The sequence below is a fragment of the Streptomyces sp. NPDC002788 genome (assembly GCF_053592115.1).
Map to the genome: position 1 here is coordinate 275,914 of NZ_JBSFVB010000008.1, position 13,644 is coordinate 289,557.

13 protein-coding genes and 1 riboswitch are annotated in these 13,644 nt (G+C 72.7%); of the genes, 7 read left to right on the forward strand and 6 right to left on the reverse strand.

The genetic code is table 11. From position 1 onward, the window contains the following. Nucleotides 1–35: 35 nt before the first annotated feature. Nucleotides 36–665, forward strand: a complete 630-nt coding sequence (locus tag ACWD1U_RS17545; protein ID WP_451108383.1) for a TetR/AcrR family transcriptional regulator — start codon at nt 36–38, stop codon at nt 663–665. Nucleotides 666–1,097: 432 nt separating this feature from the next. Then, nucleotides 1,098–2,588, forward strand: a complete 1,491-nt coding sequence (locus ACWD1U_RS17550) for a phytoene desaturase family protein (RefSeq protein ID WP_451108385.1) — start codon at nt 1,098–1,100, stop codon at nt 2,586–2,588. Nucleotides 2,589–2,615: 27 nt separating this feature from the next. Here the strand turns inward: ACWD1U_RS17550 and ACWD1U_RS17555 are convergent, their stop codons facing one another. The 5 genes from ACWD1U_RS17555 to ACWD1U_RS17575 form a co-directional block, all read right to left on the reverse strand. Continuing rightward, nucleotides 2,616–3,548, reverse strand: a complete 933-nt coding sequence (locus ACWD1U_RS17555) for an SCO2102 family sporulation regulator (RefSeq protein WP_451108386.1) — start codon at nt 3,546–3,548, stop codon at nt 2,616–2,618. Nucleotides 3,549–3,604: 56 nt separating this feature from the next. After that, nucleotides 3,605–4,528, reverse strand: a complete 924-nt coding sequence (gene metF / locus ACWD1U_RS17560) for a methylenetetrahydrofolate reductase [NAD(P)H] (RefSeq protein WP_451108388.1) — start codon at nt 4,526–4,528, stop codon at nt 3,605–3,607. A gap of 95 nt (nt 4,529–4,623) precedes the next feature. Further along, on the reverse strand, nt 4,624–5,286 hold the full coding sequence (thiE, locus tag ACWD1U_RS17565; protein WP_451108390.1) for a thiamine phosphate synthase: 663 nt from the start codon (nt 5,284–5,286) through the stop codon (nt 4,624–4,626). A 296-nt stretch (nt 5,287–5,582) separates the two neighbouring features. After that, complete coding sequence (locus ACWD1U_RS17570; protein WP_053671919.1) at nt 5,583–5,948, reverse strand: Rv2175c family DNA-binding protein; 366 nt, start codon at nt 5,946–5,948, stop codon at nt 5,583–5,585. Nucleotides 5,949–6,227: 279 nt separating this feature from the next. Continuing rightward, nucleotides 6,228–7,469, reverse strand: a complete 1,242-nt coding sequence (locus tag ACWD1U_RS17575; protein ID WP_451108391.1) for an NAD(P)/FAD-dependent oxidoreductase — start codon at nt 7,467–7,469, stop codon at nt 6,228–6,230. 260 nt (nt 7,470–7,729) lie between these two features. Continuing rightward, a riboswitch (TPP riboswitch) is annotated at nt 7,730–7,841 on the forward strand. On the opposite strand from ACWD1U_RS17575, the gene thiO reads away from it, so the two are divergent. The 5 genes from thiO to ACWD1U_RS17600 all read left to right on the forward strand — a co-directional run bounded on the left by thiO (nt 7,839) and on the right by ACWD1U_RS17600 (nt 12,963). After that, a complete protein-coding gene (gene thiO / locus ACWD1U_RS17580; RefSeq protein WP_451108393.1) occupies nt 7,839–9,011 on the forward strand; it encodes a glycine oxidase ThiO in 1,173 nt (390 codons plus the stop codon). Its footprint overlaps the riboswitch before it by 3 nt. Further along, nucleotides 9,008–9,208 carry a sulfur carrier protein ThiS gene (gene thiS / locus ACWD1U_RS17585; protein WP_451108395.1) on the forward strand — a complete coding sequence of 67 codons (201 nt, stop codon included), beginning with the start codon at nt 9,008–9,010 and terminating at the stop codon, nt 9,206–9,208. The genes thiO and thiS overlap by 4 nt, the downstream gene beginning before the upstream one ends. 2 nt (nt 9,209–9,210) lie before the next feature. Beyond that, on the forward strand, nt 9,211–10,008 hold the full coding sequence (locus ACWD1U_RS17590; RefSeq protein ID WP_451108397.1) for a thiazole synthase: 798 nt from the start codon (nt 9,211–9,213) through the stop codon (nt 10,006–10,008). A 94-nt stretch (nt 10,009–10,102) separates the two neighbouring features. After that, nucleotides 10,103–12,025: a Stk1 family PASTA domain-containing Ser/Thr kinase gene (gene pknB / locus ACWD1U_RS17595; protein WP_451108399.1), complete on the forward strand. Its 1,923-nt coding sequence runs from the start codon at nt 10,103–10,105 to the stop codon at nt 12,023–12,025. Between the two features lie 59 nt (nt 12,026–12,084). Next, nucleotides 12,085–12,963, forward strand: coding sequence for a deoxyribonuclease IV (locus ACWD1U_RS17600; RefSeq protein WP_451108401.1), 879 nt, complete (start codon nt 12,085–12,087; stop codon nt 12,961–12,963). A 5-nt stretch (nt 12,964–12,968) separates the two neighbouring features. Here ACWD1U_RS17600 and ACWD1U_RS17605 read toward each other — a convergent pair whose 3' ends face one another. Next, nucleotides 12,969–13,619, reverse strand: coding sequence for a sulfite oxidase-like oxidoreductase (locus ACWD1U_RS17605; RefSeq protein WP_451108402.1), 651 nt, complete (start codon nt 13,617–13,619; stop codon nt 12,969–12,971). Nucleotides 13,620–13,644 lie beyond the last annotated feature (25 nt).

A 13,644-nucleotide genomic window follows, 5' to 3' on the forward strand; every position in this document is an offset into this window, starting at 1 on the left:
CATCCCCCGGAAGGGTTCCTGTGACAATCAGGGCCATGGAAAGCAGCAGCGCCGCGTCGGGCGGCAGCACGCGCCGCGAGGCCACCCGGCAGAAGCTCTACGAGGCGGCCGTCACGCTCATCGCCGAGCAGGGGTTCTCCGCCACGACCGTGGACGAGATCGCCGAGCGCGCCGGGGTCGCGAAGGGCACGGTGTACTACAACTTCGCGAGCAAGTCCGTCCTCTTCGAGGAGCTGCTGCGGCACGGGGTCGGTCTCCTCACCGCATCCCTGCGCGACGCGGCGGAGCGGACCGCCAAGGAGGGCGGCAGCAAGGTCGACGCCCTGGACGCGATGGTCCGCGCGGGTCTGGTCTTCATCGACCGCTACCCGGCCTTCACCCAGCTGTACGTGGCGGAGCTGTGGCGCACCAACCGGGCCTGGCAGTCGACGCTGATGGTGGTGCGGGAGCAGGCCGTCGCGGTCGTGGAGGGCGTCCTGCGCGATGGAGTGACGGGTGGCGAGTTCAGCGAGGAGATCGACGTCTCGCTGACCGCGTCCGCGCTGGTCGGCATGGTCCTGGTGGCGGCCCTCGACTGGAAGTCCTTCCAGCCGGAGCGCTCCCTGGACGACGTGCACGCGGCGCTGTCCCGGCTGCTGCAGGGACGGGTGAGCGGCTGCCGCTGACCGCACGCGGTGCACAGGTGAAAGCGCCGGTCCGAACTGGCCGCGTCCCCCGCGGGCCACCTCGAACCGGCGCCTTCCCTGCTCCCCCGTACGTCCCCCCGCAGGACCCCCGTTCCGGTCGTCCCCCGGTTCTCCCCCGTGCCTCGCTCCCGCCGGCACCGCCGACGGAAGGAGCGGATCGCGGGCCGGCTCCGTTCCGGCGCCCCGTGTCGCCGGTGCCGGAGCCGTGCCCCTCTCCGTGTCTCCACTCTCTCGTTCCCGCAGGTCCTCCCCCATCCGCGCGCGTACTCAAGTCCCCGCCTAGGTACGGATACTCACTCCTGCGCATCCGGCCTCAGAACGCTCCGTCGCCACCTGGTCACGATCGCCTCCGCGGCCGTACTCGGAGGTGGCCCGGCACGGGCTGTCAGCAGGGCGGATAAAGTCCCTGGCATGGCACGGATTGCGGTGATCGGCGCCGGGATGGGCGCGCTGACGGCCGCCGCCCGGCTGGCCGTCGCGGGCCACCGGGTGGCGGTGTACGAGCGGACGGACACGTACGGCGGGGCGTTGCGCCGCTTCGAGCGCCACGGATTCTCCTTCGACACGGGCCCCGGTCTGCTCACGTTGCCCGCGGTCTACCGCGATCTGTTCGTCAAGACCGGCAAGGAGCCGCTGGAGGCGTGCGTCGACCTGGTCCAGGTCGACCCGTCGTCCCGGCACGTGTTCGCGGACGGCACTCAGGTGTCACTGCCGAACGCCTCGCGCGCGGGCGTCGTCGCCGCCCTGGACGAGGGGCTCGGCGCGGGCGCCGGGATGCGGTGGGGCGACTTCCTGGTCCGGGCCCGCGAGGCCTGGGACCGGACCCGCCGGCCGCTCCTGGAGGAGCCGCTGTGGCCGAACTGGCAGGTGCTGGCCGAGCGGGAGCCGTATCCGGCGGTGCCGCACAAACGGTTGTTGCGCACCCGCCGGGCCAGCACACTCGCCGAGATCGGCGCCTGGGAACTGCGCGACCCGCGGCTCGCCGCCCTTCTTGAGAGCCACGCCCTCACTCAGGGCCTGGACCCCCGGTCCACCCCGGCGAGCTCGGCCGTACTGCCGTACATGGAGCACGCCTTCGGCACCTGGTACGTGCGCGGTGGCCTGCGGGAGCTGGCGCGGGCGGTGTACGAGCGGTGCGTGACCCGAAAGGTCGAGTTCCGCTTCGGCGCCGACGTGACGGGCGTGCTGGAGAAGGACGGCCGGGCGTCAGGGGTCGAACTCGCCGACGGGACGGTCGCCGAGGCGGACTTCGTGGTCGCCGGCGTCGCACCCGGCACGCTGGACGGGCTGACGGCGGGCCATGTGGTGCGGGGCGACGGCGATGTGTCCCCGCAGCCGGCGACGGCCGGGCGGCTGACGGTCCTGCTCGCCCTGCGCGGCGCCCGCCCCGAGGGCACGGCGCACCGCACGGTGGTCCACACCCCGGACCGCGAGGCCGAGTTGGACGCCCTGTTCGGCACGGCGGCGCAACGTCCGGATCCCACGGTGACGATCCTGCGGCCCGACGACCCGGGAGGTGCCCCGGAGGACCACGAGGCGGTCACCCTCACGACGGTGGTGCCCGCGCGCCCGGTCCGGTCCTGCGACGACCTCGTCGCCCGCATGATCACCGCCGCCGAACGCGCCGTGCCAGACCTGCGCGAGCGTCTCCTCTGGCACGAGGTGCGCACCCCGGCCGACATCGCGGACGTGACGGGCGCGGAGGGCGGCGCGGTTCCGGTGCCGGCGCTGGCGGCGGCCGGCGGGCGGCTGCTGCACCCGTCCAACACCACACGTGTGCCCGGCCTGTTCACCGTGGGCGGCTGGGCCCACCCCGGCGGCGGACTGCCGCACGCGGGCATGTCCGGAGCGCTGGTCGCGGGACTGATCGTGGAGGGACCGGAGTTCCGGGGCTCGCAGTGAGGTGGATGGGCTGAAGAGCCGCAGGCCTCAGAAACGGTACTGCTCGTCGAAGCCGTTCCCCTGCGGCTGGTGCTCGCCCCCCTGGTAGGGGTAGGGCTGCTCCGGTGGCAGTTCCCGGCCGTACTCGTCGGTGTTGCGCTGCTGCGGCACCCACACCTCGCCGGGCGGCGTCTCGCCGCCGTAGGTTCCGGCGTACTGGTCCTGGCCGTAGCCCTGCTGGCCGTAGTACTGCTGGTCGCCGTAGCCGGTGTCGTAGGAGGCTCCGCCGTAGTTCGACGAGCCGATGTACGGGTCGGAGTAGGCGGCGTACTGCTGCTGGCCGGTGGTGTCGTAGCCCTGCTGCTGGCCGTAGCCCGAGTAGTCGTAGGAGTAGGACTGGTCGGCGCCCTGGGCGGCGTACTGGTCGTGGGACTGGCCCTGGTGGCCGGGGTTGCCGTAGACGCCGTAGGAGCCGGTGTCCTCGGGCATGGGCTGCGGCTCGTAGACGGCGGTGGTCTCGGCGTCGGCCGGCCGGCCCGGGCGCGCCGGGGTGAAGACGTCGTCGGCGTCGTAGTCGTCGTCATAGCCGTATCCGGCCGTGTCGCGGCGGTGGTCGGCGCCCTCGTCGCTGTGGCCGCCGTCGGCGGCCTCCAGGTCGGAGACCTCGAGGGTCGGCTCCTGGCGGCCGCGCTCACCGCGGCGGCGCTTGCTGCGGCCGCCCAGTACCGGCGCGTTCATCGCCCAGCCGGCCGCGAAGCCGCTGCGGAACGACAGGGTGACGTAGGTCTGCCCGACCGCGAAGGCTGCCGCGCCCAGTCCGATCACGACGACCGAGGGGATCAGGACGCCGACGACGACACCGAGGAACCCGACGAAGGCCAGCAGCCGCCAGCGCAGCCGCGCCTTGTACTGCAACAGCACCTCGCCCAGCAGCCACAGCGCGACGACGCCGAACGCGATGTAGAGGACCGCCCAGCCCATGTACGCCCCTCTCCCAGTCGCCGCTACGCAGTGTGTCGTATACCGGTGCGAACGGTCTAGGCCTGCGGTGCGTGGTGCAAGCCCAGGTTCTCGTAGATTTCCAGCGTCGCCGTGGAGTTGTTGAGCGTGATGAAGTGCAAGCCGGGCACGCCCTCGGCGAGCAGCCGTGCACAGAACTCCGTGGCGAATTCGATCCCAATGGAGCGTACAGCGGCCGGATCGTCTTTTGCTGTGAGGATCCGCTCTTTCAGGGCGGCCGGGAAGGCGGCGTTGGTGAGGGACCCGATGCGCTCCAGCGTCCGCACGCTGGCGATCGGCATGACCTCGGGGATGATCGGGGTATCGCAGCCGGCGGCCGAGACGCGGTCGCGCAGCCGGAGGTAGTCCTCCGGCTGGAAGAACATCTGCGTGATGGCGTAGTCGGCGCCCGCGCGGCACTTGTCGACGAAGTGGCGGACGTCGGCGTCCCAGTCGGTGGAGCGCGGGTGCATCGCCGGGAAGGCGGCGACGCCCACGCAGAAGTCGCCGGAGGCCTTGATCAGCTCGACGAGCTCGGCTGCGTAGGCCAGGCCCCGGGGGTGCGGCACCCACTCGCCCATCGGGTCGCCGGGCGGGTCGCCGCGCAGGGCGAGCATGTTGCGGATCCCGGCGTCGGCGTACTGGCCGATGATGTTGCGCAGGTCCGCCACCGAGTGGTCGACCGCCGTGAGGTGCGCGAGGGGCGTGAGGGTGGTGTCGGAGGCGATCGCCTCGGTCGCCTTGACCGTGCCCGCGCGGGTGGAACCGCCCGCGCCGTAGGTCACGGAGACGAAGTCGGGCGCCACGGCCTCGACCCGGCGCAGCGCGTTCCACAGGTTCCGCTCGCCCTTCGGGGTCTTCGGGGCGTAGAACTCGAACGAGTACGTCGTTTTACCGGTCGCGAGCATGTCGCGGACCGTGCGTGCGTGGTCCGACCTGATGGATGCGGTGCCGAGGGCCATACCGGCAGGTTAGCCAGGGGCGGTCGGTCCCCCAACCAGGCGCCGACATTTGCCCTTTTTGTCTACTTGTTGTCCATCCCTTGGACAGACCGGCGTCACTCCCGCTCCCGCAGCCGCTTCGCGAACTCGGTCGCTGCCGCGCCCGGGTCGTCGGCCTCGGTGATCGCCCGTACGACGACGACTCGCCGGGCGCCGGCGTCCAGTACCTGGTCGAGGTTGCCGAGGTCGATGCCGCCGATGGCGAACCAGGGGCGGTCGGTGCCGAGGGCGGCGGTGTACCGCACGAGGTCCAGACCCGGGGCGTGGCGGCCGGGCTTGGTGGGGGTCGGCCAGCAGGGGCCGGTGCAGAAGTAGTCCACGCCGTCCTGCACGGCGGCAGCGGCGGCCTCGGACTCGGCGTGGGTGGAGCGGCCGATCAGGACGTCGTCGCCGAGGATCGCGCGGGCCGCGGGGACCGGCAGGTCGCCCTGGCCGAGGTGCAGCACGTCGGAGCAGGCGGCGTGGGCGATGTCCGCGCGGTCGTTGACCGCGAGCAGCTTGCCGTGCCGGGCACAGGCGTCGGCGAAGACCGCCAGGTGCTCCAGCTCCTCGCCCGCCTCCATGCCCTTGTCGCGGAGCTGCACGATGTCGACCCCGCCGGCCAGCGCGGCGTCCAGGAACGCGGCGAGATCACCCTGCCGCTTGCGGGCGTCGGTGCAGAGGTAGACCCGGGCGTCGGCCAGCCGGGCACGGGCGGTGATGGCGACGGTGCCGGTCATGATGTCCCCCTGGGTGTCGGTGGCGTGCGGGCGGCGCTCCGCGCCTGCGCGGATGGCTACGGATACGGCGTGCCCGTGGGTGGCGTGCGGTGCGGGAGCGCCCCTGTCCTCACCGCAACGCCTCGGGCACCTTACGCCTGCCCCGGGGCGGCCCCCGGGTCGGCCGCGCCCGGCCCACGGCGGGAGCGGGCGCGGCCTGCCCCGGGCCGTGACCTGACGGGCCACGGCCCCACGGGCGGTTGTTCAGGCCCGGCTCCGCTCACACGGTGCCGGACGGTTGTTCGGTCGAGGTCGGGTCAGACCGCGAGCGCCTGCGCGCGGCGCTTCACCTCCGTGCCGCGATTCTCGCTGAGCGCCTGCGCCGGGGTGCCGGGCAGGCTGGGGTCGGGAGTGAAGAGCCACTCGAGCATCTCTTCGTCCGTGAAGCCGTCGTCCCGCAGGAGCGTCAGGGTGCCGGACAGGCCCTTGACGACCTTGTCCCCGTCGATGAAGGCGGCAGGGACGTGCAGCGCGCGGTTCTCACCGCGGCGTACGGCGATGAGCTGGCCCTCCTTGACCAGCTGCCGCACGCGTGTCACCTCGACGCCGAGCTGCTCGGCGATGTCGGGGAGGGTGAGCCAGGCGGGGACGAGAGCATCGATCTTTGCGTCAATCTCGGTCACGGAAACAAGCCTGCCATCCGCCACCGACAGTCGGAAGTCGACCCGGTCCACCCGGGCGGGCGCGCCGGGCCCGGCGTCCTGGTCAGCGGCGCCCTCGCACGGCCCGGCCCTTAGAGTCCTCGCACTGTGAGCGTCCGATCAGGTCGCGTGGTCCGGTGTGTGCATCGCAAGGCGCCGGAGTGCCCTGAATAGCGGAGCCACCTGGGCGTTTCGTTTCGGCAAGGCGGCGAGGCGCGGTGCCACGCCGCGCGCCCCGGGCGGGCACAGTGCAAGGACCCCTCACGCCGTCGCCGCCTTCATCGGCCTCGCCGGGTCCGCCAGCAGCACCGGATTCATCGGTGTGCCCGACTCGATCAGGCGGCGCCCCTGGGCCAGGTCCCGGGGGCGGCCCACCGCCAGCAGCGCGACCAGCCGTTCACCCCGCAGCCAGCACACCGTCCAGGCCGGGCCGGAGGGGTCGCCCCGCCAGAGGATGGCGTCCGCGGCCGCGTGGTGCCCGGCGTACTGCACGAACCGCCCGAACTGCTCGGACCAGAAGTACGGCACCGGGTCGTACACCGCCGGCGTCTGACCCGAGGCCCGGCCGACGATGTTCCCGGCGACCGTGCGCGGGCCCTGGAGGGCGTTGTCCCAGTGGTGCACCAGCAGGCGCTCGCCGTAGCGGCCCGAGGGGAAGGAGGCGCAGTCGCCGACCGCGTACACGTCCGGCACGGACGTACGCAGATGCTCGTCGGCGACGATCTCGTCGTGGGCGCCGAGCTCGACGCCGGAGCCGGCCAGCCAGGCCGTGGCGGGGCGGGCGCCGATGCCCACGACGACCGCGCCCGCGGGCAGCCGCGAGCCGTCGTCGAGGTGCACCGCGCCGGGCTCGACACGTCGCACCCGCGCGTGCGTGCGCAGTACCGCGCCCGCGTCGGCGTACCAGTCGGCCATCGGCGCGGCGACCTCGGCGGGGAGCGCCCCGGCGAGCGGGCGTTCGGCGGCCTCCACGACGGTCACCGCGCAGCCCGCCTCACGCGCGGCCGTGGCGAACTCCGCGCCGATCCAGCCCGCGCCGACGACCACGATGTCGTGCCGGCGGGCCAGCACCGGCCGCAGCCGCTCGGCGTCGTCCAGGGTGCGCAGCAGATGCACGCCGGGCACGCCCTCCGCGCCGGGCAGCGGGACCGGTTCGGCGCCGGTCGCGACGACCAGGACGTCGTACGGCACGGGCCCGACCTCGGTGTCCAGCTCGTGGTCGCCGGGGCGCAGGCCCAGCACCTCGCAGCCGAGCCGCAATTCGATGCCGAGGGCCTCGAAGTCGACGTCGAAGGCGGAGCCCTCGGCCTTGCCGAGCAGGACTGCCTTGGACAAGGGGGGGCGGTCGTAGGGCTGGTGGGGCTCCGCGCCGATCAGGCTCACGGTGCCGGTGAAACCCTGTTCACGCAGGGCGACCGCGGTCTGCACCCCGGCCATGCCCGCGCCCGCCACGACCACGCGCCGCGGCGCGGACGAACCTGGTTCCTGCGTCTGCTCGCTCACCTGATCACCATAGACACCTGACATTCCGTCAGTCAGCGTTCCTGCGCCGTGACCTGCTCCACAACGCTCGTCCCGCTGCCCGGGCCCACCTTTTCCGGTACCCCCGAACGGCCTCTGTACGACCTCGCCGCGCTCCTGTCCGGCCCGGATCCGGGCCGAGGCTCCCTCGGGGGTCCTTGCACTGTGCCCGCCCGGGTCGGACGCTCACAGTGCAAGGACCCCTTACTGCGGCATGCGGCGCCGGGCTAGGGTGGCTGACGTAAAGCACTCGCGGGAGCCCGGACGCACCGGGCTGAGAGGGAGGCTGGCGGCCTCCGACCGTACGAACCTGATCCGGGTCATGCCGGCGAAGGGAGGGGCTGGACGCCCATGTCGCCTACGTCCACCACGTCAGACGTCCTCGTCGTCGGGGGCGGGATCATCGGCCTGGTCACGGCCTGGCGGGCCGCGCAACGCGGCCTCGCCACGGCCGTGGTGGATCCCGAGCCGGGCGGCGGAGCCGCCCAGGTGGCCGCCGGCATGCTGGCCGCCGTCACGGAACTGCACTACGGCGAGCAGACCCTGCTCGGCCTGAACCTCGCCTCCGCCCGCCGCTACCCGGCCTTCGCGGCCGAACTGACCGAGCTGACCGGCCACGACCTCGGCTACCGCCGCTGCGGCACCCTCGCCGTGGCCCTGGACGCCGATGACCGGGCCCACCTGCGGGAACTGCACGCCTTGCAGCAGCAGTCCGGCCTGGACTCGCAGTGGCTGTCGGGGCGCGAGTGCCGTCGCCTGGAGCCGATGCTCGCGCCGGGTGTGCGCGGCGGGCTGCGGGTCGACGGCGACCACCAGATCGATCCCCGGCGGCTGGCCGGGGCGCTGGTGGCCGCGTGCGAGCGGGCCGGCGTGGTCTTCCACCGGGTGTGGGCCGAGCGGCTCACCGTCGTCCGGGACCGGGCCGCCGGTGTCGTCACGGACGACGGGACCGCGCTGAGCGCCGGGCAGGTGGTGCTCGCCGGCGGCAGCCTCAGCGGGCGGCTCGCCGGCGTCCCGGAGGACGTGCTGCCGCCCGTGCGGCCCGTGAAGGGGCAGGTCGTACGGCTGACCATGCCGCAGCGGCACGGGCCGTTCCTGAGCCGGACCGTGCGGGCGGTCGTGCGCGGCAGTCACGTCTACCTGGTGCCGCGAGAGAGCGGCGAGCTGGTCGTCGGGGCGACCAGCGAGGAACTCGGCTGGGACACCACCGTGACCGCGGGCGGCGTGTACGAGCTGCTGCGCGACGCCCACGAGCTGGTGCCGGGCATCACGGAGCTGCCGCTCACCGAGACCCGGGCCGGTCTGCGCCCCGGCTCCCCCGACAACGCGCCGCTGCTCGGCCCGACCGGTCTGGCGGGACTGCTGCTGGCCACCGGGCACTACCGCAACGGCGTCCTGCTCACGCCGGTGACCGGCGACGCCCTGGCGCACGTCCTGGCGACGGGTGAACTCCCCGAAGAGGCCCGTCCCTTCAGCCCGAAGCGCTTCCGTACCGCCCCCGCACTCACGGAGCAGCCCGCATGAACATCTCCGTCAACGGGGAGCCCCGGGACGTCCGGCCCGGCACGGCTCTCGACACCGTGGTGAAGTCCCTCACCACCTCGCCCTCGGGGGTGGCCGCCGCCCTCAACGAAACCGTCGTCCCGCGCACGCGATGGCCCTCCACGTCCCTCGCCGAGGGCGACCGCGTGGAAGTCCTCACCGCCGTCCAAGGAGGCTGACCATGGCCGACGATCCGTTTGTCCTCGGTGGTACGTCCTTCACGTCCCGCCTGATCATGGGTACCGGCGGGGCGCCCAGCCTCGATGTGCTGGAGCGGTCGCTGGTCGCGTCCGGGACGGAGCTGACCACGGTCGCGATGCGCCGGGTGAACGCCTCGGTGCACGGCTCGGTGCTGTCCGTCCTGGACAAGCTGGGCATCCGGGTGCTGCCCAACACGGCGGGCTGCTTCACCGCCGGAGAGGCCGTGCTCACCGCCCGCCTCGCGCGCGAGGCCCTCGGCACGGACCTGATCAAGCTGGAGGTCATCGCCGACGAGCGCACGCTGCTGCCGGATCCGATCGAGCTGCTGGAGGCGGCCGAGACGCTGGTCGACGACGGTTTCACCGTGCTGCCGTACACCAACGACGACCCCGTGCTGGCGCGGAAGCTGGAGGACGCCGGCTGCGCGGCGATCATGCCGCTCGGTTCGCCGATCGGCTCCGGGCTCGGCATCCGCAACCCGCACAACTTCCAGCTGATCGTGGAGCACGCGCGTGTGCCGGTGATCCTGGACGCGGGTGCCGGGACGGCGTCGGACGCGGCGCTGGCGATGGAGCTGGGGTGTGCGGGCGTGATGCTCGCCTCGGCGGTGACGCGGGCACAGGAGCCGGTACTGATGGCCGACGCGATGCGGCATGCCGTGGAGGCGGGGCGGCTGGCGTACCGGGCCGGGCGTATCCCCCGGCGGCACTTCGCGGAGGCGTCGTCGCCGACGGAGGGGCTGGCCGTGCTGGATCCGGAGCGGCCCGCTTTCCAGTAGGACGGCCGGGCACACGTCACAGGTCCGCTTCAGTCCAGCCCCGAGAACGGCCGGGAGGACGGGGCTGCCGGTCGTGGCTCGTACACTCGCCTGCGTGGACACGACCCTTCAGGACCCCTTGGTCGGGCAGGTGCTCGACGGCCGGTATCGCATCGACGCGCGGATCGCGGTCGGCGGGATGGCCACGGTCTACCGGGCCGTGGACACCCGGCTCGACCGGGTCCTCGCGCTCAAGGTGATGCACCCCTCTCTCGCGGTCGACGGCTCGTTCGTCGAGCGGTTCATCCGCGAGGCGAAGTCGGTGGCCCGGCTGGCGCACCCGAACGTGGTGCAGGTCTTCGACCAGGGCACCGACGGCAGTTACGTCTACCTCGCCATGGAGTACGTCGCGGGCTGCACCCTGCGCGACGTGCTGCGCGAGCGCGGGGCGCTGCAGCCGCGTGCCGCCCTGGACATCCTGGAGCCGGTACTGGCCGCGCTGGGCGCCGCCCACCGCGCCGGTTTCGTGCACCGCGACATGAAGCCCGAGAACGTCCTGATAGGGGACGACGGCCGGGTCAAGGTCGCCGACTTCGGTCTCGTCCGGGCCGTGGACACGGTGACGAACACCACCGGCACCGTGCTCGGCACGGTCTCGTACCTCGCCCCCGAGCAGATAGAGAACGGCACCGCCGACCCCCGCGTCGACGTGTACGCGTGCGGGGTGATGCTGTACGAGATGCTGACCGGCGACAGGCCGCACGACGGGGACTCCCCCGCGGTGATCCTCTACAAGCACCTGCACGAGGACGTCCCCCCGCCGTCGGCCGCCGTGCCCGGCCTGGCGTACGAGCTGGACGAGATGGTCGCCTCGGCGACGGCCCGCACCCCGGAGATCCGCCCGTACGACGCGGTGGCGCTGCTCGCGCAGGTCCGTGACGGGCGTGGCCGGCTGAGCGCGGACCAGCTGGACGCCGTGCCGCCGCAGGCGCTCGCGTCGGACCACGACAACGCCGACGACCGGACGAGCGTGATCCCGCGGGCGCTCACGATGCCGCGGCCGCTGCCCGTGAACGAGGACGCCGAGCCGGAGCTGCACCGCACCAGCCGGCTGGCGACACCACCTCCGCCGCCGTCCCGGCGACGCCTGCCGCGGCGTGGCGTCATCTCGATCGTCACCGCCCTGCTGCTGGTCCTCGGTGTCGGCGCGGGCGTCTGGTACATCAACTCCGGCCAGTTCACCAAGGTCCCGGCGGTGCTGTCGAATACCGAGGTGCAGGCCCGGGAGCGGCTGGAGGCGGCCGGGCTCCAGGTCGGCAGGGTCAGCCATGCCTACAGCGACACCGTCAAGCGCGGCACGATCATCGGCACCCACCCCGCGCCGGGCACCCGTATCCGCGTCAACGACTCGGTGTCGTTCACCGTCTCCGACGGCCCGGAGATGGTGAACGTGCCCGACGTGACGGGGGACCGGCTGGCCAGGGCCAAGGAGCGGCTGAGTGCGGCCGGCCTGGAGCCCGGCATGGTCACGCAGGAGTTCAGCGAGGACATGGGCAAGGGCTACGTGATCAGCACGAACCCCGCCGCCGACACCGAGCGGCGGGCGGGCTCGGCGATCGCGCTCGTCGTCAGCAAGGGCGCCCAGGTCGACGTCCCCGAGGTCATCGGCGAGAGCCTGGAGGACGCCAGGGCAGAGCTGCGGGAGGCCGGTCTCAGGGTGAAGGTCTCGCCCGAGCAGGTCACCTCGGACGACTTCGACAAGGGCCAGGTCGCGGCACAGTCCCCGGAGGCCGACAGGCGGGTCGCCGAGGGTGACACCGTGACGCTGACGGTGTCCAAGGGCCCGGCGATGATCGAGGTCCCGGACGTGGTCGGCGACAGCGCGGACGACGCGAGGAAGGCACTGGAGGCCGCCGGGTTCCAGGTCGACGAGGACCGCGGCCTGCTCGGCCTGTTCGGCGACACCGTCAAGGGCCAGTCCATCGAGGGCGGGGAGACCGCGCCCAAGGGCTCGACGATCACGATCAAGATCAGGTGACGGTCCCGGGCAGGGGGCCCGTGGACGGGGCAGGGCCGGACGCATGACACCCTGAACGGGTGAACCATCAGCTGTCCGACCCTCCCCGCAACCCTGTGGGCGGCCACGTTCCCGTGGCCGGCGGGCTCCACTCCGTCGGCCTGTCGTACGCCCGTGACCTGCAGGCGGAGACGGTGCAGGTCTTCGTCGCCAACCCGCGCGGCTGGGCCACACCGGCCGGGAACCCGAAGCAGGACGAGGCGTTCCGCGCGGCGTGCGAGGCCGAGTCGATCCCGGCGTACGTGCACGCCCCCTATCTGATCAACTTCGGTTCGCACACCGAGGCGACGGTGGAGCGGTCGGTGGAGTCGCTGCGGCACTCGCTGCGGCGCGGCCGGGCGATCGGGGCGCGGGGCGTGGTGGTCCACACCGGCAGCGCGACCGGCGGCCGGGAGCGGTCGGTGGCGCTGAAGCAGGTCCGGGAGCATCTGCTGCCGCTGCTCGACGAGCTGACCCACGACGACGACCCGTTCCTGCTGCTGGAGTCGACCGCCGGCCAGGGCGCCTCCCTGTGCTCACGGACGTGGGACTTCGGCCCGTACTTCGAGGCGCTGGACGCCCACCCGATGCTCGGCGTGTGCCTGGACACCTGCCACATCTTCGCCGCCGGGCACGACCTGACCGGCCCGAGCGGCATGCACCGGACGCTGGACCTGCTCGTGGACACGGTCGGCGAGGGCCGGCTGAAGCTGATCCACGCCAACGACTCCAAGGACGTGGTGGGCGCGCACAAGGACCGGCACGAGAACATCGGCGTCGGCCACATCGGCGAGGACCCGTTCCGGGCCCTGATGACACACCCCGCGACCGAGGGCGTTCCGCTGATCATCGAGACGCCGGGCGGCAAGCAGGGACACGCGGCGGACGTGGAGCGGCTGAAGAAGCTGCGCGACGGCTGACGCCGTCAGAGGTCGGGGCCGTCCCCGGGCTTCTCCTGGTACGAGTAGCGCTGCTCGCGCCACGGGTCGCCGATGTTGTGGTAGCCGCGCTCCTCCCAGAAGCCGCGCCGGTCGGCGGTCATGTACTCCACACCGCGCACCCACTTGGGGCCCTTCCAGGCGTACAGGTGGGGCACGATCAGGCGGAGCGGGAAGCCGTGCTCGGCGGTGAGCAGTTCGCCGTCCTTGTGGGTGGCGAACAGGGTGCGCTCGGAGGCGAAGTCGGACAGCCTGAGGTTGGAGCTGAATCCGTACTCTGCCCACACCATCACATGGGTGACGTGGTCGGCGGGCGGGGCGAGGTCGAGGATCGTGCGGGCGGGGATGCCGCCCCACTCGGCGCCCAGCATGCTGAACTTCGTGACGCAGTGCAGATCGGCCACGACGGTGGTGTGGGGCAGGGCCGTGAACTCCTCGTGGGTCCAGCAGTGCTTGCCGCCACCGGCGGTGGCGCCGAAGACCCGGAACTCCCAGCGCTCGGGCCGGAACTTGGGGACAGGGCCGTAGTGCGTGACCGGCCAGCCGCGTTGCACCCGCTGTCCCGGGGGCAGTCCGGGCTGCGTCACTCCTGCTGAATCGTGCCCTTCTCCCGATTCGTGTTCCAGCGGCTGACCCATGACTCCATCCTGACAGACCCCGGGT

Excerpts from the sequence above, each read along its gene's own strand:
- ACWD1U_RS17545 (WP_451108383.1), top strand. The coding sequence starts at position 36 with ATGGAAAGCAGCAGCGCCGCGTCGGGCGGCAGCACGCGCCGCGAGGCC.
- ACWD1U_RS17550 (WP_451108385.1), top strand. The coding sequence starts at position 1,098 with ATGGCACGGATTGCGGTGATCGGCGCCGGGATGGGCGCGCTGACGGCC.
- ACWD1U_RS17555 (WP_451108386.1), bottom strand. The coding sequence starts at position 3,548 with ATGGGCTGGGCGGTCCTCTACATCGCGTTCGGCGTCGTCGCGCTGTGG.
- metF (WP_451108388.1), bottom strand. The coding sequence starts at position 4,528 with ATGGCCCTCGGCACCGCATCCATCAGGTCGGACCACGCACGCACGGTC.
- thiE (WP_451108390.1), bottom strand. The coding sequence starts at position 5,286 with ATGACCGGCACCGTCGCCATCACCGCCCGTGCCCGGCTGGCCGACGCC.
- thiO (WP_451108393.1), top strand. The coding sequence starts at position 7,839 with ATGTCGCCTACGTCCACCACGTCAGACGTCCTCGTCGTCGGGGGCGGG.
- thiS (WP_451108395.1), top strand. The coding sequence starts at position 9,008 with ATGAACATCTCCGTCAACGGGGAGCCCCGGGACGTCCGGCCCGGCACG.
- ACWD1U_RS17590 (WP_451108397.1), top strand. The coding sequence starts at position 9,211 with ATGGCCGACGATCCGTTTGTCCTCGGTGGTACGTCCTTCACGTCCCGC.
- ACWD1U_RS17605 (WP_451108402.1), bottom strand. The coding sequence starts at position 13,619 with ATGGGTCAGCCGCTGGAACACGAATCGGGAGAAGGGCACGATTCAGCA.